Source organism: Spirosoma rhododendri, assembly GCF_012849055.1.
Classification (GTDB): domain Bacteria; phylum Bacteroidota; class Bacteroidia; order Cytophagales; family Spirosomataceae; genus Spirosoma; species Spirosoma rhododendri.
In genome coordinates, this window is the sequence record NZ_CP051677.1 from 2,238,583 (window position 1) to 2,258,296 (window position 19,714).

17 protein-coding genes are annotated in these 19,714 nt (G+C 57.5%); 4 read left to right on the plus strand and 13 right to left on the minus strand.

Annotated features, from left to right (window positions below; all coding sequences use genetic code 11):
• Window positions 1-93: 93 nt before the first annotated feature.
• A complete protein-coding gene (locus HH216_RS09460) occupies window positions 94-570 on the minus strand; it encodes a hypothetical protein (RefSeq protein WP_169550596.1) in 477 nt (158 codons plus the stop codon).
• An 82-nt stretch (window positions 571-652) separates the two neighbouring features.
• Window positions 653-1,222 carry a hypothetical protein gene (locus HH216_RS09465; protein WP_169550597.1) on the minus strand — a complete coding sequence of 190 codons (570 nt, stop codon included), beginning with the start codon at window positions 1,220-1,222 and terminating at the stop codon, window positions 653-655.
• Window positions 1,223-1,320: 98 nt separating this feature from the next.
• On the opposite strand from HH216_RS09465, the gene HH216_RS09470 reads away from it, so the two are divergent.
• Complete coding sequence (locus HH216_RS09470) at window positions 1,321-2,184, plus strand: SDR family NAD(P)-dependent oxidoreductase (RefSeq protein WP_169550598.1); 864 nt, start codon at window positions 1,321-1,323, stop codon at window positions 2,182-2,184.
• 49 nt (window positions 2,185-2,233) lie between these two features.
• On the opposite strand, the gene HH216_RS09475 is transcribed toward HH216_RS09470, so the two are convergent.
• Genes HH216_RS09475 through HH216_RS09485 form a run of 3 tightly spaced genes read right to left on the minus strand, consistent with a single transcriptional unit; the run spans window position 2,234 to window position 3,335 of the window.
• On the minus strand, window positions 2,234-2,593 hold the full coding sequence (locus tag HH216_RS09475; RefSeq protein WP_169550599.1) for a hypothetical protein: 360 nt from the start codon (window positions 2,591-2,593) through the stop codon (window positions 2,234-2,236).
• 11 nt (window positions 2,594-2,604) lie between these two features.
• Window positions 2,605-2,949: a hypothetical protein gene (locus HH216_RS09480; RefSeq protein ID WP_169550600.1), complete on the minus strand. Its 345-nt coding sequence runs from the start codon at window positions 2,947-2,949 to the stop codon at window positions 2,605-2,607.
• 41 nt (window positions 2,950-2,990) lie between these two features.
• Window positions 2,991-3,335: a hypothetical protein gene (locus tag HH216_RS09485; protein ID WP_254448754.1), complete on the minus strand. Its 345-nt coding sequence runs from the start codon at window positions 3,333-3,335 to the stop codon at window positions 2,991-2,993.
• Window positions 3,336-3,477: 142 nt separating this feature from the next.
• On the opposite strand from HH216_RS09485, the gene arfB reads away from it, so the two are divergent.
• On the plus strand, window positions 3,478-3,882 hold the full coding sequence (gene arfB / locus HH216_RS09490; protein ID WP_169550601.1) for an alternative ribosome rescue aminoacyl-tRNA hydrolase ArfB: 405 nt from the start codon (window positions 3,478-3,480) through the stop codon (window positions 3,880-3,882).
• A 49-nt stretch (window positions 3,883-3,931) separates the two neighbouring features.
• On the opposite strand, the gene HH216_RS09495 is transcribed toward arfB, so the two are convergent.
• From HH216_RS09495 to HH216_RS09530, 8 genes are all read right to left on the minus strand, one after another.
• On the minus strand, window positions 3,932-4,357 hold the full coding sequence (locus HH216_RS09495) for a hypothetical protein (RefSeq protein WP_169550602.1): 426 nt from the start codon (window positions 4,355-4,357) through the stop codon (window positions 3,932-3,934).
• Window positions 4,357-4,833, minus strand: a complete 477-nt coding sequence (locus HH216_RS09500) for a hypothetical protein (RefSeq protein ID WP_169550603.1) — start codon at window positions 4,831-4,833, stop codon at window positions 4,357-4,359. The genes HH216_RS09495 and HH216_RS09500 overlap by 1 nt, the downstream gene beginning before the upstream one ends.
• A gap of 71 nt (window positions 4,834-4,904) precedes the next feature.
• A complete protein-coding gene (locus HH216_RS09505) occupies window positions 4,905-5,597 on the minus strand; it encodes a 3-keto-disaccharide hydrolase (RefSeq protein WP_169550604.1) in 693 nt (230 codons plus the stop codon).
• A gap of 106 nt (window positions 5,598-5,703) precedes the next feature.
• Window positions 5,704-6,639, minus strand: a complete 936-nt coding sequence (locus tag HH216_RS09510; RefSeq protein ID WP_169550605.1) for a hypothetical protein — start codon at window positions 6,637-6,639, stop codon at window positions 5,704-5,706.
• A 56-nt stretch (window positions 6,640-6,695) separates the two neighbouring features.
• The gene (locus HH216_RS09515; RefSeq protein ID WP_169550606.1) at window positions 6,696-9,686 is read right to left on the minus strand and encodes an FAD-binding and (Fe-S)-binding domain-containing protein; all 2,991 of its coding nucleotides are present in this window, start codon (window positions 9,684-9,686) and stop codon (window positions 6,696-6,698) included.
• 95 nt (window positions 9,687-9,781) lie between these two features.
• Window positions 9,782-10,240: a hypothetical protein gene (locus HH216_RS09520; protein WP_169548914.1), complete on the minus strand. Its 459-nt coding sequence runs from the start codon at window positions 10,238-10,240 to the stop codon at window positions 9,782-9,784.
• Between the two features lie 101 nt (window positions 10,241-10,341).
• A complete protein-coding gene (locus HH216_RS09525; RefSeq protein WP_169550607.1) occupies window positions 10,342-11,430 on the minus strand; it encodes a DUF4097 family beta strand repeat-containing protein in 1,089 nt (362 codons plus the stop codon).
• Between the two features lie 108 nt (window positions 11,431-11,538).
• Window positions 11,539-14,556 carry a DPP IV N-terminal domain-containing protein gene (locus HH216_RS09530; protein ID WP_254448755.1) on the minus strand — a complete coding sequence of 1,006 codons (3,018 nt, stop codon included), beginning with the start codon at window positions 14,554-14,556 and terminating at the stop codon, window positions 11,539-11,541.
• A gap of 426 nt (window positions 14,557-14,982) precedes the next feature.
• On the opposite strand from HH216_RS09530, the gene HH216_RS09535 reads away from it, so the two are divergent.
• Both HH216_RS09535 and HH216_RS09540 read left to right on the plus strand, forming a co-directional pair.
• Window positions 14,983-18,228, plus strand: a complete 3,246-nt coding sequence (locus HH216_RS09535) for a SusC/RagA family TonB-linked outer membrane protein (RefSeq protein WP_169550608.1) — start codon at window positions 14,983-14,985, stop codon at window positions 18,226-18,228.
• 15 nt (window positions 18,229-18,243) lie between these two features.
• On the plus strand, window positions 18,244-19,689 hold the full coding sequence (locus tag HH216_RS09540) for a SusD/RagB family nutrient-binding outer membrane lipoprotein (RefSeq protein ID WP_169550609.1): 1,446 nt from the start codon (window positions 18,244-18,246) through the stop codon (window positions 19,687-19,689).
• Window positions 19,690-19,714 lie beyond the last annotated feature (25 nt).

Below are 19,714 nucleotides of genomic sequence, written 5' to 3' on the forward strand. Positions count from 1 at the left end.
TCGTTTCGCACAAAAAATGGTCTGGGATTTTCTAATTCTTCAAAAATTAGAAAATCCCAGACCATTTTTTACCGACCTGTTTGCGACAAGCGCCTATTCACCAAACAGCTGGCTCCACATGCCTTTGGCCTTTTCTTTGGCTTCTTCGATCTTGCGTGCGGCTTCGGCCTTCAGCTCGTCGAGCTTTACCTGAGCCGCATCGAGTTGAACGGCAGCTTCGGCCCGCACCTCGTCAAACTTGTCTTCAGCAGCATCCGACAGCGCGTCGGCTTTTTCGGCCGCAGTCGAGAAGGCTGTTTCGGCCTGCGCCTGCAAGTCGGTAATGGCCTGGGCAGTGCTGGCTTTGGCTTCTTCGAAATGCTGGGTTGCGCTTGCTTTCAGCCCGTCGATATCGATGTCTTTGCCAACTTCCTGCGCTTTGGCTACGAGCTGATCGCGGAGTTCGTCGAGTTGGGTAGCGGCCGTATCGAGGTGCTGGCTGGCTTCGGCTTTAAACGATTCAAATTTTTGGGCAGCCGCGTCTTTAGCGGCCATCATCTGCTTTTCAGCGGTTTGTTTGGTGATTTCCATTGTCGTGTACGTGGGATTTAACGACCGAAAAATGGATAGAAACCAGCCAAAAACAAATACCGGCTGTGCTAGCGGTCTGAAATTAGGTTAACCGGCGTATTATCAGGCTGTTGATCAGATCAAACAGGCCCGGTGGTTTGAGCGTACGCCAGTTTTCGATTTCGTCAAGCGTACCGCCGTAGTTGATATAGTAATCGAGGTGGTACTTCTTCCACTCGCGCTCCACAAAATCGGGGATGCGGACGGCGGCTATCCAGCCATCTTCTACTTCGTCGAACCACTCCTCGTAGTAGGAATCGTCGGAGCCGTGAAAATTGAGCAGGTTTTCACCGATCAGAATAAAGTACTTGACGCCTTCGCGGATCAGTGGCTCAATCACTTCCCGCTTCAGATACATCACATCGTTATGAAGCGTGTCGTTCCATTCGCCAAACAGTTCGATGACCACAAACTGCCGGTCGTAATTGGCAAATAGAATTTTACAGTAGAGCGTTTCCGAGCCAATTTCGTCCCAGAGCGGGTGAATATAGTAGCCGTAAATGTCGTGTTCATACTGCTGCATGTTGTACTCCCGCTGGTGAAACGGAGAGCGGTCGTCATCGGCAGCTGAGTAATATTTTTCCCAGCCGTAGAAGGGTTCGATATCCTGCATAGAAAGCAAAACCGAAAGAAACGTGTGGTGATCGGTTTCACAGGAATAACGTATGGATTTGGCTGTTTGTTGACCCGGATTCGTAGTATGTTTACCCGATGAAGACGGTTCCAAAAACGATTTTGATTACGGGAGCATCGACCGGGATTGGCTACGGCGCTGCCCGGCAGTTTGCGCAAAAGGGGTACACGGTTTTTGCCGGAGTCCGGACGACTGCCGATGCCGACCGGCTCCGCGCCGAACTCGGCCCCAATGTAGAGCCGGTACTCCTCGACGTAACCAACGCAACAACGATTGAAGCCGTGGCGCGACAGCTTACCAACCGGCTGGCTGGCAGTGGGCTGGGTGGATTGATAAACAACGCGGGCATTGCCATCGGTGGCCCGTTGCAGGAGCAGCCCATAGACGTGATTCAGCACCATTTCGACGTCAACGTGCTGGGCGTGCTGCGAGTGACACAGGCGTTTTTACCCCTGCTGGGTGCCCGCGCCGACCATCCGGTGGCACCCGGCCGGATTCAGATGATTAGCTCCGTCAACGGGCAGGTGGCTATCCCGTTTATGGGCGCCTACGTGGGTTCGAAGCACGCGCTGGAGGGAATCTCGCACAGCCTGCGCCGGGAGTTGCAATTGTTTGGTGTGCAGGTAGTTATTGTAGGGCCGGGGGCTGTTAAAACGCCAATCTGGGGTAAGGGGACCAATATCGACCGGTATCGGGACAGCCTGTATTTTCCGGCGATGCAGTGGTTTGCCAAACAGGTCAAACAATCCGAAGAAAACGGACTGACGATCGACTATCTGGGAGAGCGTCTTGTCCAGATTCACGAAGCGTCCCGCCCGCGTATTCGGTATGCGATTGTGCCGAAGCCGATTAGTGGCTGGTTCATTCCCCGCCTGCCGCATCGCCTGTTCGACCGGATTATTAGTCAGTTAAGTGGGTTGCGGAAGGGTATAAATAAGTAGTCGGTCGCCTGTGTACCACAAGCGACCGACTTAGTATGTGCTAAACACATTATGCCTGCGAGGCCGCGTGAAGCTTACCCGCCAGGTCCTGCAACGCCGTCGCCAGCGCCTGCAACCGGGTAACCATATCGCCCTCGGAACCAACGTTCGCACTGAACGTCGTGACCTGACTGGCTAGGTCATTCAGCAGCGGTTCCAGGTCCGCGGGGCTGGCATTTGGTTCGGCAATCGTTGCCCGCAACGCAGTCAGCGACTGCGTCAGTTCGCCCGTATTGATACCCTCGCCCAGCACATCGGTCCAGCGGGTTAAGACATCTGTAGCCGGTGCTGCATCGGAGGGAATCGCATCAAACGCCAGTGCCTGCATGGTATCATCGAGCAGGTCGGCAAATTCTTCAGGCGTAGTCATACGTGAGTAAGTTAGAGTTGGCTGCTGACGTCGCGCAGCACTGTTACCAGTTGCTTTAGCTGACGTTCAACCGCCGGTTCGATAGTCGGTTCGTGCGATAGCGACGCTGTGTGGCTCGCTATGCTCAGCAGTAAGTGCCGGATCTGTTCTCCGTGGGGGTTTGGCTCTTTCAGCATGTCGCGCAGCGTGCTCAGTTCCGCCAGAATACGCTCGGCCCCTACATCGCCCCGAAGTGCGTTCAACCAGCCTTCTAACAGGAGAATGCCCCGTTCAGCGGTGATTGTTGTAGTTCCTTCGCCAAAAGCGCCCAGCGTATCGGTGAGCATACGTTGCTCAAGTGTTGCTTGTCCTTCCATTGTGTAGTGAGTGAAAAAGTAATGGTCTGTTACCGGCCGAATTAAATAGAACTGCCGAAATGACGCAAAATTTTCGACAAACTTTCGAGTTTACCCGTCCAGGTGCCTTCTGCGTTCGGTCCTTCGGCAGCGGTCTGCGTCTCGTCGGCTAAGCTGAGTAGCAGACTTTTGATTGTTGCTTCGTTGGGCTGTGGATTTTGAAGAGCCTCGCGAAGCTGATTAAGCTGACCCTCTACCTGTCCGATGTTCGGATCGCCCTGTAAGGCCATGAGCCAGCCGTCGATTAGATTGACACCCTGCGCGGCTGTCAGGTCGGTGGCTTTACCACCCTGAAACAGAAGAAGCGTGTCTTCGAGCATACGCTCTTCCAATATGTTCGATCCCATAATCGTGTGCGGTAAACAGGCGGTTTTGTCTGTTAATAAACCGCCTGTTTACCGGTTTGTTTACCAAAGGCCCGCATTCTGAAGAACGTGGTCTATTGGTCAAACCCGTATGTTTACGGAATAATCAGTGCGTCAGCGATTCATGAAACTACCCGATCTCAGCCCGGAAATCCGCTATCAGTTTGCCCGTAGTGGTGGTGCGGGTGGGCAGAACGTCAACAAAGTAGCCACCAAAGCCGAACTCCGCTTCGACCTGCGCAACTCGACCCTACTGACCGCCGAACAGAAAGTGGTTCTGGAGCAAAAGCTGGCCAGCAAACTAACCACCGACGGCGAACTGGTGCTGACGCATCAGACCGAGCGCACCCAACTGGCTAACCGGGAAAAGGTAACAGCTAAATTCTACAAGCTGCTTCAGAAAGCGTTTGAAACGCCCAAAGCCCGACGCGCGACAAAGCCCTCCAAAGCCGCTGTAGCCGAACGCATTGCCGATAAAAAGCGCAAAGGCGACGTTAAAGCCAACCGCCGGCGCATCGACCCGGATTAAAGTACAGGCTTTAGCTGAACAGGGTTGAAGCCGAGTGACCGAAAATAGTCTAGAACGGCGTCTCATTGCGCAACGTATTCGCTCCATATCGGCCCGAACGGTTGTTGATGTATACTTTACCATCATCCCCGAACCACAATTCACCTCCCTGATAGGCAGAATCTCCGCCGGTTATGTTTGTGTGACAAACCACACCACGGGCAGCATAAGGATTTGATGTTGCCTCCGGTATCAGTTTCAAACCAGACTCATCGATAATCCATAAGTACTTTCCCTGCATCGGTGGGTCAGCACTGATAATAGTTGATGTGGCAATCCGCATGACGCCGTCGACACCAGACCGGATAACGTCAATGATATCATCAACAAACATGACGGCTTCACCATCGAGCACTTTCCGGACGAACTGCGTACGTTCGAAGGGTAAAACGGCTGGACCTAATCGGGTTTGCCACTCATCAGGCAGTTCGTTCATCACTGCGGAAGTCGGACGTATCCCTTTTCTTTTGCCGCTTCAAGCAATTCAAGTCCGAACCGTTTCAGCGCATCAAGCGCGCTAATTCGTTGCAGTGGTCCAAAATCTGCTTCGGTCAGTTCGTTTTTTGCGGAGAGTAAATATGTTTGGCTGGAATTTGTAAAAAACGCCAGAGTTGATCGACCGACGAGCTGCTCTACAGTCTGGTTATCAAGCACCATCTGCGATTGTTTCAACGCCCGTTTTACTTTGACCGGTCCAAAAATCGCATCCAGTTGCCACATCTGCTGTGGTTTTCTCAGGTACTGCCCAGGTACAAAAACTACGGGCAGACCGTGCCAGATCACCGCTTTCTGGCCTTTGGTTGCTTTCAACGACTGCGGTCCGTCGACTACCCCTGCCATCACCGCTTTGCGCTTCAGAGGAGGTAATGCGTTGATCTGATCGATAAGGCGGGCTACTGACACGTCACTCATATTATTCAGCAATAATCAATTGTACCCTATAAACGGAGAAAAAAGGCTTTGACGTTCACCGGAACGAGCCATCATAACTCTTTGATTCGGATGTTGCGGAACCACACTTTTTCGCGGGGGTTGTGGTTTTGCAGGGCGATTTTGCCTTTGGCGTGGGGTGTGGCATAAGCCCAGTCTTTGAACTTGCTCTTGGCGACCATCGCCTTCCAGTCGTCAGAGCCGTACTGATAATCACTTACTTTTTTGCCGTTCAGGAAGTGCTCGACATGGTTGTTGTCGACCACGATCCGGCCTTTATTCCAGTCGCCGGCGGGTTTGACGGCGTTGAGGTCGGCGGGGGGGATCATGTCGTAGTTGGCACCGGACAGCTGCGTTGGCTTCAGTGGGTACAGTTCGCCTTTATCGTTGAGGTAGCCTTTGTCGTCGATGATCTGAAACTCCGGTCCCGACATATACGTCGAGCGGAGGTCGGGCTTTTCGATGACTTTGTAAACGATACCGCTGTTGCTGCCTTTCGGGATTTTGAACTCGAATTCCAGATCGAAATTTTCGTACTCCTTATCCGTCACGAGGTCGCCACCGGTACCGTCGGGGACGAGGGTGCCGTCTTCGATATTCCAGCCGATGACTTTATCCTTCTGATAGCTGTGCCAACCGCTGATGGTTTTGCCGTCGAACAGCGTCGTCCATTTGTCTTTAGCTGAGAAGGCAGTTGTTAGCAGAGCGACACCGAGTAAGGCAGCAGCAACGTGAGTCGTTTTCATGGGAGTCAGTAGTTTGTAATTGGCTAAATGTAGGTAAAAAAGAATGAGGTGACGTCGGACTACCCAAACGCCACCTCATTCAAAAATAAACCATCAACCGGCTAACCTAGCTAGCCATGTCGCGGGCCACCTGCGGGTCGTTGTATTTGCGATCCAGCCCATCCGTTGATTTCTCGTCGGAGCGATCATTGCCGGAAATCATGTCCTGCGCCTGCACCGAACTTTCGTCCATCATCTCGCGGGGCATCTGCCGGGTTTCGCGAGCTTCTTCGGGCCGTTCGCCGGGCTGATACTCGTCGTTATCTTTTGCGCTAACGTCGTATGGATGTGCCGAGTCGCCAGTGTCGGGCTGCTCATCGTCGGGACCCGCGCTCATACCTTCGTATTGCGTGCCGGGAACGGCATTGCCCGATGTGTACACCCGGTTGCGTTGGCGAAATCCAATCTCGTGTGAGCGGTCGGGTTGCTCAGGCTCCTGAATTTCGGGCGTTTCCGGCTTCGGCGTACCGGGCAGTTCCGGAATTTCCGGGCCGGGCGACGGGGGCGTTGGCGGAATGGGCTGCGATGGCTCGGTGGGTGTTACGGGGCCGGGTGTACCGGGCGTTGCCGGAATCATATCGCCATGCACTACGAATGTACTCGTCGGTGTGCGGTTGTTGTCTTCCGAGGGCAGGCCCGTGTTCGCATCGTCACCCGCGTCGGGGTTACCCGTGATTTCGGCTTCAGCCGCCGGATCGTTGGGTACGTTTTCCAGCACGATGCCTTCGCCTGCGTCGTCGGCTTTGATACCAGCATCCGCATTTTCGTAAGTAAGGCCGCTGGTCTGATCGCCGTTGAAAGCACGCTCATCGTCGTCGCTGTAACGGTTGCTGAGTTGATCGTCGGCAACGTCGTCTTCGGTATCGCCGAACGGAGTCAGCTTACCATCGACGAGTTTGACCATATTTGTTTCTGCCTGATCGGCACCGAATTTGGTGGCTGCGTTTTCGCTCGACACCATATCGGCCTGTTGTGCGCCGTCGCTGAGTGATGAATTTTCCATTAATACTGGGGTTTACAAGTATCTATCAAGAACCCGCTTTGCTGGAAAAGGTTTTTTCAATCAGGCTGGCGCAGGGCGTCGAACAGGATTTCGGCCGGGTGCTGCGCGCGCCGGTGCGTACCGTCTTTGATCTGATGGCGGCAACTCGTGCCAGCCGCCGAAATGATGGTGTCGTCGGTTAGTTGGCGTACGGCCGGGAACAGGACCAGTTCGCCGATTTGCATCGACAAATCGTAGTGCTCGGCTTCGTAACCAAACGACCCCGCCATGCCGCAGCAGCCCGAGGGAATCAGTTGTACCGCATAATTTTTCGGCAGCGACAGGGCTTTCTTGACCGGTACCATACTCGACAGAGCTTTCTGGTGGCAGTGGCCGTGGACGCGCACCTGCCGCGTATCGGTCGTGAACGCGTCGGGGCTGATGCGTTTGGCGTCGATTTCGCGGGCGACCCATTCCTCAAACAGAAAGGTGTTTTTGGCAATGTGCTGCGCGGCTGCTTTCAGCTCGGTGGATACCAAATCGGGGTATTCGTCGCGGAACGTGAGAATGGCCGACGGCTCCAGCCCGATCAGCGGCCTATCGTCGCCAACGAGGTCTTTCAGGAGCGTGACGTTCCGAATCGCCAGTTTTTTAGCGTCGTCGACCAGTCCTTTCGACAGATACGTGCGTCCGCTTTCGACGTGCTCAGGAACCGTGACCGCATACCCTAACCGTTCGAGCAGTTGAATCGCTTTCTGTCCGACTTCGACGTCGTTGAAATTGGTAAACTCATCGGCGAAAAACAGGACGGAGTTTGGTTTACGGTTTTCAGTATTCGGTTGCCGGTTGTTGGCGGGGCGATTCGTTATCCACTGCCGGAGTGTTGTTTTGGCTAGATCGGGCATGGTGCGGTCGGGGTGGAAACCAACGACGCGGTTAGCCAGCCGACGCAGGGTAGGGGTGTTGTAAACGGCGTTGTAAGCCCAGGGTACCTTGCTTGCCAGCGACATCAGCCGGGTAAAATTGCCGACCAGCAGGGTGCGCATGGTGGCCCCGTCTTCGTTGTTCATGGTGTTCATGAACTCGGCTTTCATACGCGTCATGTCGACGCTGCTGGGGCACTCGGCTTTGCAGGCTTTGCACGACAGACACAGATCGAGCACGTCTTTCACAGTCGCATAGTCAGAAGCGGCCGCCGGTTCGGGTGACGAATAGAAATGCCGCAGGATGTTGGCGCGGGCGCGGGTGGTGTCGTGCTCGCGCCGGGTGGCCATGTAACTGGGGCACATGGTGCCGCCCGAAATCTCGGTCTTGCGGCAATCGCCGGAGCCAGAGCATTTTTCAGCCAGTTCGAGCAAACCACCGTCGCGCGAGAAGTCGAAAACGGTTTCGGGCTGCGCTATCTCGACGTCGGCTTCCGACCGCAGGTGCTCGTTCATCGGCGGGGTGTCGACTACTTTGCCGGGGTTGAACGTGTTGTGCGGGTCCCAGAGGGCTTTGACGGCCTTGCAGAGTTCGTAGTTTTCGGGTCCGAGCATAAACGCGATGCACTCGCCCCGCAGCCGCCCGTCGCCGTGTTCACCCGACAGCGACCCGCCGTATTTTTTGACGAGTTGGGCCGTGTCCATGAGCAGGGCCCGGAAGGTGTCGCGCCCGGCCGATGATTTGAGGTCGATCAGCGGCAGCACGTGGATTTCACCCGCCCCGGCATGGGCCGAATACTCCAGTTTCAGGCCGTGCTGTTCCCACGCCATCCGGTCCAGTTCGTCGATGTAGTCGGGCAGGTCGCGCACGTCGACGGCGGTATCTTCAATGACGTTGGCGGGCTTGGCTTTGCCGGGGATGTTATACATGATACTCAGCCCCGCCTTGCGCAGTGCCCACGGCTTTTTCGTCTCCTCATCGAATAGCACCGGGTAGGCATAGCCCATGTTCCGGTCGCGCAGGTCCTGTACGAAAGCCGCACTTTTCCGGCTGACGCCCTCGACGGTATCATCGAAAAATTCGACCATCAGAATCGCTTTCGGATCGCCCTCGACAAACGCGCGGTTTTTCGTCTGCTCGATGTTGGTTTTGGTCAGTTGCAGAATATAATCGTCGACCAGTTCAGAAGCCGCGCACTGATGATCGAGCGCGACAAGGTTGGCTTCCAGCGATTGGCGGATGGTGGCGAAATGAGCGCAGACAAGGGCCGTTTCTTTGGGTGGTAGCGGCAGCAGACTCAGCCTGGCTTCCGTGATAAAGCAGAGCGTGCCTTCCGAACCGGCAATGAGCCGGGCGAAGTTGAAGGTTGCCGATTCGCCTGACTCATCGTGCCAGAAGTCGAGCATTGCATCCAGCGCGTAGCCCGTATTCCGGCGCGTAACGGTCGGGCGGGGGTAGCCGTCGCGGATGTGCTGGCGTACGGCGGGGTCGGTCAGCCAGTCGCGGAACTGCGTATACAGTCGTTGTTCGAGCGGACTGACGACGGTTTCGCCCCGGCACTTAGCGTCGAACTGATCGCGGGTCAGCGCACCGAAGGTTACTTCGGCCCCGTCGCTCAGTACGACTTTCACGTCGAGCAGATTGTCGCGGGTGGTGCCCCAGATGATCGAGTGCAGTCCGCAGGAATTGTTGCCGATCATGCCGCCGATCATGGCCCGGCTGGCGGTGCTGGTTTCGGGGCCGAACAGCAGGCCGTGTGGTTTGAGAAAGGCGTTCAGATCGTCGCGGATGACGCCCGGCTGCACCCGTACCCACCGCTCCGAAGCGTTCACGTCCAGAATCTGCCCGAAGTATTTCGAGATATCGACCACGATACCGCTACCCACCACCTGCCCGGCCAACGATGTTCCGGCGGCCCGTGGAATCAGGCCGAGTATGTGCTGCTGGGCGAAGCGCAGGAGCCGCTTGATATCGGCGACGGATTTGGGCAGGGCCACCGCAATCGGCATCTCCTGATAGACCGACGCGTCGGTAGCGTACAGGAGCCGCTGGGCCGTGTGCTGGGGCGACTGGTCGAAATACAGGTCGCCTTCAAACGAAGGCAGCAGACTGGCAAATGGAGCTGAAGCAGGTAATCGAAACATGGGCGGTGGGGTCGATTCGGTATGTAAAGATACAAAAACCCCGCCCCGGCGATGATGTGCCGAAGCGGGGTTTTCTGATCGATGCGTGCCGACTGTTACCAGCGGCCACCGCCGTAGAAACGGGGGCGATGCGCGTAGTAGCCGCCACCCCAGCCCCACGGCCGGGCAACTACCACCGGCGGGCGTTGCACGATCACGGCGGGCGGGGGCGTTACCACCACTACGCGCGGCTGATTCGGGTAAACGACAGTTGGTCCATTGTTATAATACCCGCCGTTGTTGTAGTAGCCACTCTGATTCGGATACCCGCCATTGGAATACCCATTGTTCGGGTTGTAGCCGTTGTTGTAGCCATAACCGGGGCCCTGATTGTAGTAGCCATTGGCGCGGCCGTTGCAGCCACCTCCGTTGCCGTACCCCTGGTTATAGTAACCCCCATTCGCATTACCGTAGGGACCGTAGCCCTGCGCCCGCGAAATCAGGTTTGGAGCCAGAGCCAGCAGCAGAGCCAGTAAACCGGCTTTATAAAGCGAAGTCATAGTGAGCGTTTTCATGGCAAAATCGGTGTTTTTAAACCAATTACACCGGTTAGATGCCCATGAACGGCCGACGTTTAAGCCCCGGAATTAAACGTCAGTTAACTATGAAAACCTGCTTAGTTGATCGACACTGAACCGACGTTGGCCGAAATATCAACCGGAATACCACCGCCGTTGAGCTTGCCCCGAACACGGTCTTTCTGGATGTCGCCGTCGAAGCCCCGCAGGCTGGGCAGGTTGACCCGGTTGCCGCTCAGGTTCAGCGTCAGGCCCTTGTTCAGGGGCATCTTTACACTCACACTGCCGACGCTGGTGCTGAGTTTAACGTACTTGCCAAGCTCCGTCAGGCTGACGTCGATTGAGCCAGCGCTGGTGTGAGCGTCGACGCTACCCGCTACATCCGACAGCCGAACCGAGCCGCCCGATGTGTTGGCAATGATGTCGCCGTCGAGGTGATTGCCGCGTACGCTGCCACCGCTGGTTTGCGCGTCGACGTCGCCCTTCAGATCGTTCAGGTTGATGCTGCCGCCCGATGTGTGCAGCCGCATTTTACCCGACGACGCCCGCGCGTCAATCGAGCCGCCCGACGTTTGCAGGTCGATACCGCCGTCGCGCTCCGTCTGCTGGCAGCGGTCCATGTGAATGCTACCGCCCGACGTTTGTCCGTTCAGGCTACCCTGAACGTCGTCGACGTTCAGACTGCCACCGCTGGTGCGAAACCGCTGATTCCCGGTCAGGGCCGTCAGATGAATGCTGCCGCCTGACGTGCGCAGGTCCGACGCTACCCGGTGGGGCGTATGAAAAACAAAGCTGATGCTCAGCGACCGCTTCCAGCGGTCCGTCGCACGGTCGTTGTTGTTATTACTGCGCCGTTTGGCGGATGCCACCAGAGTGCTGCCTTCCTGCGCGATGATGATATCGTAGTCTTTCAGCCGGTCTTCGATTTCGGCTTTGTCGACATTATCACGTCCATTCCAGTTATTCGGTCGTACAAACATCTCGACTTTCGCGCCCGACCCGGAGCCGCCTTCCACGGTCAGGCTACCGCCCGATGTTTCGGCTTTCACGTTGCTGATGTTGCCCGAAAACGTCTTGGTCTGGTAGGGTGTTTCGCGGTCGTCGCGAATGCTGTTGGTGGGTGTGAATGCGGTGATTGAAAGCGCACCGGCGGTCAGGCAGGTGAGGACGAAGATGTTTCGTGTCATGGCGTTGATTGGTTTGATGACCTATAGATGCAGGCGCTCGCCGAAACGTTGCGTAAGTGTGCGAAAAGATTTCGGTATGGATACATCAAGGCCAGACAGCGGGGTAAGTCAGGGTTTTTTCAGCAGCGTATCCAGCGAATGAACGTCGCCGTTTTTGACCACCGTTACCACGTTCCAGGCATCGCGAATGTTGGTGAGCGGGTCGCCGTCGACGATGACCAGATCAGCCAGTTTACCCGCTTCGAGCGACCCCAGATCCTGGCTGACACCTACGGCTTCGGCGGCCCAGAGCGTGGCCGAGCGCAGGGCTTCGTAGGGCGTCAGTCCTGCGTCGACAAACACCTGTAACTCCGTGTGCAGACTCATACCGTAGGGTACAAACGGGCTGTCGGTGCCCGTCGTGACGTGGGCGCCCGCGCCGATCAGCGTTTTGATGGTCTTTTGTAGGTTGCCGAAATTGCTCAAATAGCCCGGACTGATTTTCGCGTACTGCGCGGCCCCGGCCTGTAGGGCGTTAGTGAAACTCTCGGAATAGAACGCCTTGTACTGTTTGTTCTCGAAAAAATTGGGGTCGCGCCCGGCCAGTACGAAGAAGCCGCCCTGCAACGAAGCCGTGGGCGTGATGTTCATGCCCGATTTGACGATGAGCTGAATGACGTCCTGATAGGTGCGGTTCATGGCCGAAATCTTGGGCGAATAGCCCCGCCGACTCGTGCCGCCGATGTGCTCCACGGCGTCGACTTCGTAGCGCATGGCCGGGTAAATTTCGTGCGACGAAACGGGCATGCCGTGGGCGTGGGCAAAGCTCGTGATGCGCTGTTGCAGGGCGTCGGGCATGCGGACGTAGGTTTTTATCAGGTCGAAGCCCAGCCGTACGGATCGGTTCAGTTCGCGGTCGAGCTGTTCGGGCGACGAGATACTGGTGGCGAGCCCGTAGTAGATGCGGGTGCCGTCGGTCAGGCCACCGGTAAAGAACTGACGCGGCCCGGCCCGGCGATTGCTGGCCCAGGCTTCTTTGCGTTCGAGGGCGTCGTAGGGGTCGGCACCGGGTTCGCGCACGGAGGTGATGCCGTACGACAGCCACAGCCGCCCCTGCTGCTCGCCCGACATCGCGCTCTGGTGCGAGTGCATTTCAAACAGACCGGGGATGATCGTTTTGGTCGATGCGTCGATGACCCGGCCCGGCCGGTTGGGCTGATGCGGTTCGATGGCGCGAATCCGGTTGCCGTCGATCACAATGTCGACGTTAGTGCGGTAGGTGGCCGAACGGCCGTCGAATACTCGACCGGCATGAACGACCAGCGAACCGGTGGGGCTGGCGGGTTGCCACGTAAACTGCATCGGTACGGTTTCGATCCGGTTATCGGCCAAATACACCTGCCGCAGCGTGTCGGTGGCCAGATACAGCAACCGCTGCGAATCGCCCGACCAGGTGGGCGCGTCGGCTAGTTCGGTCGTTAGCTGCCGGGGCTTGCCGGTAACTGTCCCGGTTTTGTCGGTGGGCGAAAGCCAGAGTAACCCATCCTGAATATACGCCATCCAGCGGCCGTCGGGCGACCAGACCGGGCCGTTCTTGCCCCGCGTGCCGAGCGAGTGTTCGGGCGTGGGTGTTACGTGCCGGTCGGCGGAACCATCGGCCGCCCCGTCGACGCTGACGAGCGTGATTTCGCTGACCCCTTCGCGGTAGCGCGACGAATACACGTCCAGCGCCGACATGGCAATGGTCCGGCCGTCGGGCGACCAGCTTGGCTGACTTGGCACAAACACCGATTCGTGCTGCTTGTCGGTCTTACCCGTCGACACGTCAACGGTGTGCAGCGTACCCCGACCCCACATGTTGCGGGCATCGCCCTGATAGAACGCGATGCGCTTCCCATCGGGCGACCAGGTGGGAAAGTTGATGTCGTCGGGCAGGTCGACCAGCCGCTGATCCTGCCCCGTTTTCAGGTCGCGCACCCACAGGTCCATGTTGCCCTGCCGGTCAGACGTAAACGCCAGTTGCGATCCGTCGGGCGACCAGACGGGGTCGGCTTCGAGGTAGGCGTCGTTGGTTAGGGGCTGCGGTTTGGGGTTACCTATCGTCAACTGCCACAGGTCGCCGAGGGCCGCGAATACGACTTGCTTTCCATCGGGCGATAGGGTAGGGCCTTTGATGCCGCGCACCGGCCGGGCCGCTGTCGAGCTGAAATCGTAGGTTTTGCGTCTGTACGGCGTCCGGCCCAGCACGACCGTTGCCTGAAACGGAATGGGCGTTACCCCCGCTTTCGCCAGCGTCTGCCGTTTCAATTGCCCGTCGGCGGTGTAGAGGTATTCGGTAGGCGAAAACCAGGTAGCCCGAAACGGAAACACGTCTTCGGTGGGTGTCGACACGGCAACCGGTTTGGCTCCGTCGAGCGATACGCTGAACAGGCCACTCTGCTCTTTCGTCAGTGCGTTGTACAGGATCTGTTTGCCGTCGGGCGAAAAGGCCGGAGCCGCTAGTTTCGCCGTCGTGCCGTAGACCAGTTGCTCCTTACCGTCGGCGGTCAGGCGGTACAGGCCGGGCGCGTCGGGCCGCTCCGATACGAACGCGACCTGCTGCCCATCGGAAGAAAAGGCCGGGTTATAGTCGTTCGCTCCGTTTTTCGTCAGTTGGGTCAGTGCGCCATCGGCGACGGTCAGCCGCCAGATGTCGTAGTTGCCGCTGCGGTCCGACGAAAACACGATTGACTTCCCATCGGGCGACCAGTGCGGTTCGCGGTCGTCGTACACGCCCGTCGTCAGTTGCCTGCGCCCGTTGCCCGTTTTGTCGACCATCCAGAGGTGATACCGGCCATCCCAGAACGCGTGGAAAACGACCCGGTTCCCGTCGGGCGACCAGGCCGGTTGCCGACAGTCGCCAAGAGCGTCGGTGATGGGCCGGGCCGCACCACCCCGGCTCGGCACTAGCCAGATCGTTCCCTGCAAATCGGTGGCGATGGTTTTACCGTCGGGCGACAGGGCCGCGGCCATGTTGGTGCCCTCCGTGACCGTGACCCGCAGCGAGTCGGCACACATAGCCCGGCAAGGCAAACCTGCCAATAGCAATAACGTCAGCCAGCACAGCAGCGTACCGGGTTGGCGGGTGAAAGCAATCAGTTGATTCATAACGGAAGGCGGTTAGTCGTTGAGGGACGGAGTTGCTATATAGAGTGATTGGTCAAAAGTAAAAACCGGGTCCGTCGATGCAATGAAAAACAGCGTTTATGTTTCGTATAAATTTTGATAATGCTATGTATGATAGAATTATATTTTACTATTTATGGTAAAACTATGATAATATTCTAAATTATATGAATTGGTAGAATATTGTGTGGTGCGTCTATTGACAAGCGATTGGTCAGTTATTAAGTTTGGATTAAACCATTAGGGCACCCAGTCTACGCCCGCTGCCAGCTATTTTTTCGGATAACCATCGCGACCCGCATTTTGGGGTTGCCGGGTATCGCCTTGCCTTTTCCGCCGGCTGGCCATTGCCCATCGCTTACCGCTTCGCGTACCAATTTTAGTGTGTTTCTAACCTGAATTCAATCCATGATGAATCGTTTACTGCTTGCTATGCTGGTGTTTGCGTTGGCCGTCCCGGTGCGGGGGTGGGCGCAGGGCCGAACGATCAAAGGCGTGATTACGTCCGGCGAAGACAATTCTGCCCTGCCGGGGGTAAACGTGGTGATTAAAGGCACTACGACTGGTGCATCGACCAATGCCGAAGGGGCCTACACGATCACGGTGCCCACCAGCCAACTCCGCAACGGGGCACTGGTATTTTCGTTTATCGGCATGAAAACGATCGAAGTGCCGATGGGTAACCAAAGCACGATCAACGTCAAGCTGCAACGCGACGAAACCTCGCTCGATGAGGTGATTGTCAGTGCGCTGGGGTTCAAGGAAAACGCGGACAAGCTGGGGGCAACGGCCTCGAAGATCGACGCGAAAGACATCGTGCGATCGGGCGAAACGGGCGTTATCAACGGCATGGCCGGCAAAGCCGCCGGGGTGCTCATCACGCGGTCGGCGGGTGACCCCGGTGCGGGTTCGTACATTCAGATTCGCGGGCAGAACACCATCACGGGATCGACACAGCCGCTGGTGATCGTCGACGGTATTCCGATCAGCAACTCGACGCTAGGCGACGCGGCTGCGGGCGTGACACAGCAGTCGCGCCTGAACGACATCAACCCCGACGATATCGCGTCGATGCAGATCCTGAAAGGGGCGTCGGCGGCTGCGCTGTGGGGGTCGCGGGCGGCCAACGGTGTGATCGTGATTACAACCAAAAAAGGGGGCAACGCCGACAAAATCAATATCTCGTACAGTTCGACGGTGTCGTTCGACAAAGCCAACCGGCTGCACCCGCTGCAAACAGCCTACGGGCAGGGGTCGGGGGGCGTCTACAGCCCGACGAGTGCTTTTTCGTGGGGTGATAAAATCTCGGCGCGTTCCGGTGGCGATGATGTCGTAAACATGACCGGGCAGCGGTTTGAAGCCTACAACGGGCAGACGATTTACCCGATCATTACCAAGAATTCGCGCGAAACCTACAACGACGCGCGGCTGGCCGAAGCCTTTCGCACCGGTACGTACATCGACAACAACCTGGCGATCAGCGGTGGGGGCGAAAAAGGTACGTTCTACCTGAGCATCGGTGATCTGCGGCAGAAAGGCATCATCAACGGGCAGAGCGATTACAAGCGCAGCACGGTCCGGTTCAACTCCGAACGGCGGTTCAACAACATCATCAAGGCCACAACCAACGCGACCTACGCACGGGTAACCTCGAACCGGATTCAGCGCAGCAACAGCATCAACGGCCTGTACATCGGGATGCTGCGTAGCCCCGCCGACTTCGACAGCCGCCCCTACATCGGCAACTACTACGCATCGCCAACGGCGAGTGCCATTCCCAACCGGCAGCGGTCGTACCGCAACTACCTCGGTGCGTCGTCGAATCCGGTCTATAACGATCCCCTCTGGGCCATCAACCAACTGACCAACTTCTCGGAGGTCGACCGGTTCATTCTCAGTTCGGAACTGCTGATAACGCCCGGCTCGTGGTTCGATATTACGGCGCGGGCTGGTATCGACGCCAACACCGATCACCGCATCACGAACTACCCGGTCAATTCGGCGATCAACAGCGGGCTGGGCTCGTTTGAAGAAGCCATTTACAAAGAATCGGAAATGAACGCCGACCTGATTGGTCGGGCCTTCCGGGATTTTGGCAAGAATATTACCAGTACGCTGATCGTCGGGTTCAACATCAACGATCGGAAATACCTGAATCTGGGCGGCACGATGAACACGTTTATCATCGCCGATGCACCACCCAATTTCGGTAACTCCCTGTCGGCCAACGACCAGCCGTACCGCACGGCGACGCACCGGCGAATGGCCCGGTTGTATTCGACGCTGAACGTGGGTTTCTACAACCAACTGTTCGTCAATGCGTCGCTGGCGGGGGAGTCCGGCTCTACCTTCGGCAGTCAGACCCAGTCGACGTTCTATTACCCGTCGGCCGACGTGGCCTGGCAGTTTACGCAACTGCCCCTGTTCCGCGACAACTCAATTCTGTCGTTTGGTAAGCTGCGGGCGTCGTACGGCGTAGTGGGGGTGCAGCCCGACGCGTACCGTAACACGACGACCTATGCCAACGCGTCGTACAGCAGTTGGGCCAGCACGCTCAGCGGGGCGGGTTACGGCAACGGCGCTTACGTGCGCAGCAGTCGGCAGGGCGACCCGTTCCTGCGGCCCGAACGCAAGACCGAGTACGAACTCGGGGCCGACCTGCGCTTCCTGAACAACAAACTGACGGCGGGCTTCACTTACTACCGCAACGAAATCAACGACCTGCTGCTCGACGTTGCGACGGCCGGTTCGACGGGGTATACCTCGAAATATACCAACGCCGGGTCGATGATGAACAAAGGCTGGGAGCTGGACCTGAGCTACAACCTGCTGCAAACCAAAGATTTCAACTGGACGGTGTCGGGTAACCTGAGCCGCAACGTCAACACGGTAACGAACCTGGCCGGTACCGACATCATCACGCTCGGCGGGTTTAGCAGCACGGCCTCGACGGTGGCGCGGGTGGGCTACGCCATGTCGTCGCTCTACGGTGGCACGTACATGCGCAACGACGACGGGTCGCTGACGCTCAACGCCAATGGCTTCCCGCAGGTGGCGTCGTCGTTCGGCGTTATCGGCAACCCAAACCCCAAATACCGGGGTGGGTTCGGCACGAATCTGTCGTACAAAAAACTGTCGCTCAACGTGCTGTTCGAAACGTTTCAGGGGGGTGACTTTTACACCGGTACGCAGGGCGTGCTGACGTACTTTGGCACCCACGCCGACGTAGGTAACGAGGTTACGCTGGCCCAGCCGCTGAAAAACTACGCGGGGCAGACCATCGCAGCCGGAACGACGGTACGCGGGGCCATTCAGGACTTCGGGGCCGGACCGGTCCTGCTCGATCAGTCGTACTACACGTCCATCGGGGGCGGGTTCAGCACGCTGGTGGAGCAGTTTATCAAGGACGGCAGCTGGACCCGCCTGCGCGAACTGTCGCTGGGCTACAGCTTCTCGTCGCCCGGTTTCCGGCAGAAGACCAAACTCCAGTCGATTGATTTCACCGTGACGGGCCGCAACCCGATTCTGTGGACGAAGATTGTGGGTATCGATCCGGAAACGGCCCTGAACGGCGCGAGCAACTCGCGGGGGCAGGATTATTTCAACAGCCCCAACACAAAGTCGCTGCTGTTTAGCCTGAAAATCAACTACTAACCCACCCAGCCACGTATGAAACGCCTGTATACAACCGGAGTTAGCCTGCTGCTCAGCCTGTGGGTATCGTCCTGCTCCTCCATTGTCGATAACCTGAACGTCGACCCGAATAACCCGACGAGTTCGACGGCCAGTCTGCTACTGACGGGTACCGAAATCGCGAACATGGCCACGCAGGAAGGCATGGCCAGCCGCCTGACAACCATCTGGGACGGCTACCTGACCGGGGCCGACCGGCAGTGGCTCGACTACTACAACTACAACGTGTCGGCCGGGATTTACGACACCGACTGGAACCTGGTGTTTGCCGGTGTGAACGCCAACGCCCTGCTGACCATTGAACAGGCCAACGCGCTGGGCAACCGGAAGATGGCGGCCATCGCCAAGATTCTACGGGCCAATGCGCTGGCGACCGGCACCGAACTCTGGGGTGATATTCCGTTCGATCAGGCGGGCAACAATGCGCTGTACCCCAACCCGGCGTTCGAGCCGCAGGCCACGGTGTACACCAAACTGATTGCCCTGCTCGACGATGCCATCGCCGACCTGAATTCCGGGCTGGGCACCGTTTCGACGGAGGATATTCACTTCGGGGGTGATGCGACGAAGTGGAAGCAGGTCGCCTACACGCTCAAGGCCCGGCTACTGACCGATACAAAGCAGTACGACGCGGCTTACACGGCGGCAACGAGCGGAATCAGTGCCTACGCCAACTCGCTCTACGCGCCCCACGGCACGACGGCCAACGTCAATCAGAACCAGTTTTACACCTTTTTGACCATTCAGCGGACGGGCGATATCTACGCGGTGGGGGCCTACAACGTGGGGCTGCTCAACCCCGCCGGTACGCGCTACCGGGGCAACAGCAAGACCGTTGAAACGGCCCGTTACCGGTTCTATTACCTGGAAAATGGCGTCAACACACCGGGTAAGATTGAGCCAAACACATCGAGTTCGGCGACAGCGAGCGGCTTCTTTGCGCAGGCCGCCAGTTTCCCGCTCGTGACCTATCAGGAAAACATTCTGACGCTGGCGGAGATGGCTCTGCGGAGCGGCAAAGGCTTTGCTACGGCACTCGGCCATCTGAACACCTACCGGGCGTTCCTCAATGGGGGCGGCTACATCAGTCCGACTTACCTCACGTCGGGCACCTACAAATACGACGCATACGTTGCCGCCGACTTTGCCGCTGGTGGTATCGAAAACGCCGACGGACTGACGGCCGACAACGCGCTGCTGCGCGAGATTTTGCAGGAACGCTACGTATCATTCTACGGACAGCACATCGGCTGGGACGACGAACGCCGGACGCGCAGCGAAGCCGTGGGCATCAAGCTGACACCCAATACCGGGTCGCAGTTGCCGTGGCGGTTCATCTATTCGCAGAACGAACTGAACTCAAACGCCAGCGCGCCGAAGCCATTCCCCGTCACGTTCGACACGCCGACGATTTATAAGTAAAGAAGGGTTTCTAAACACAGAGGCA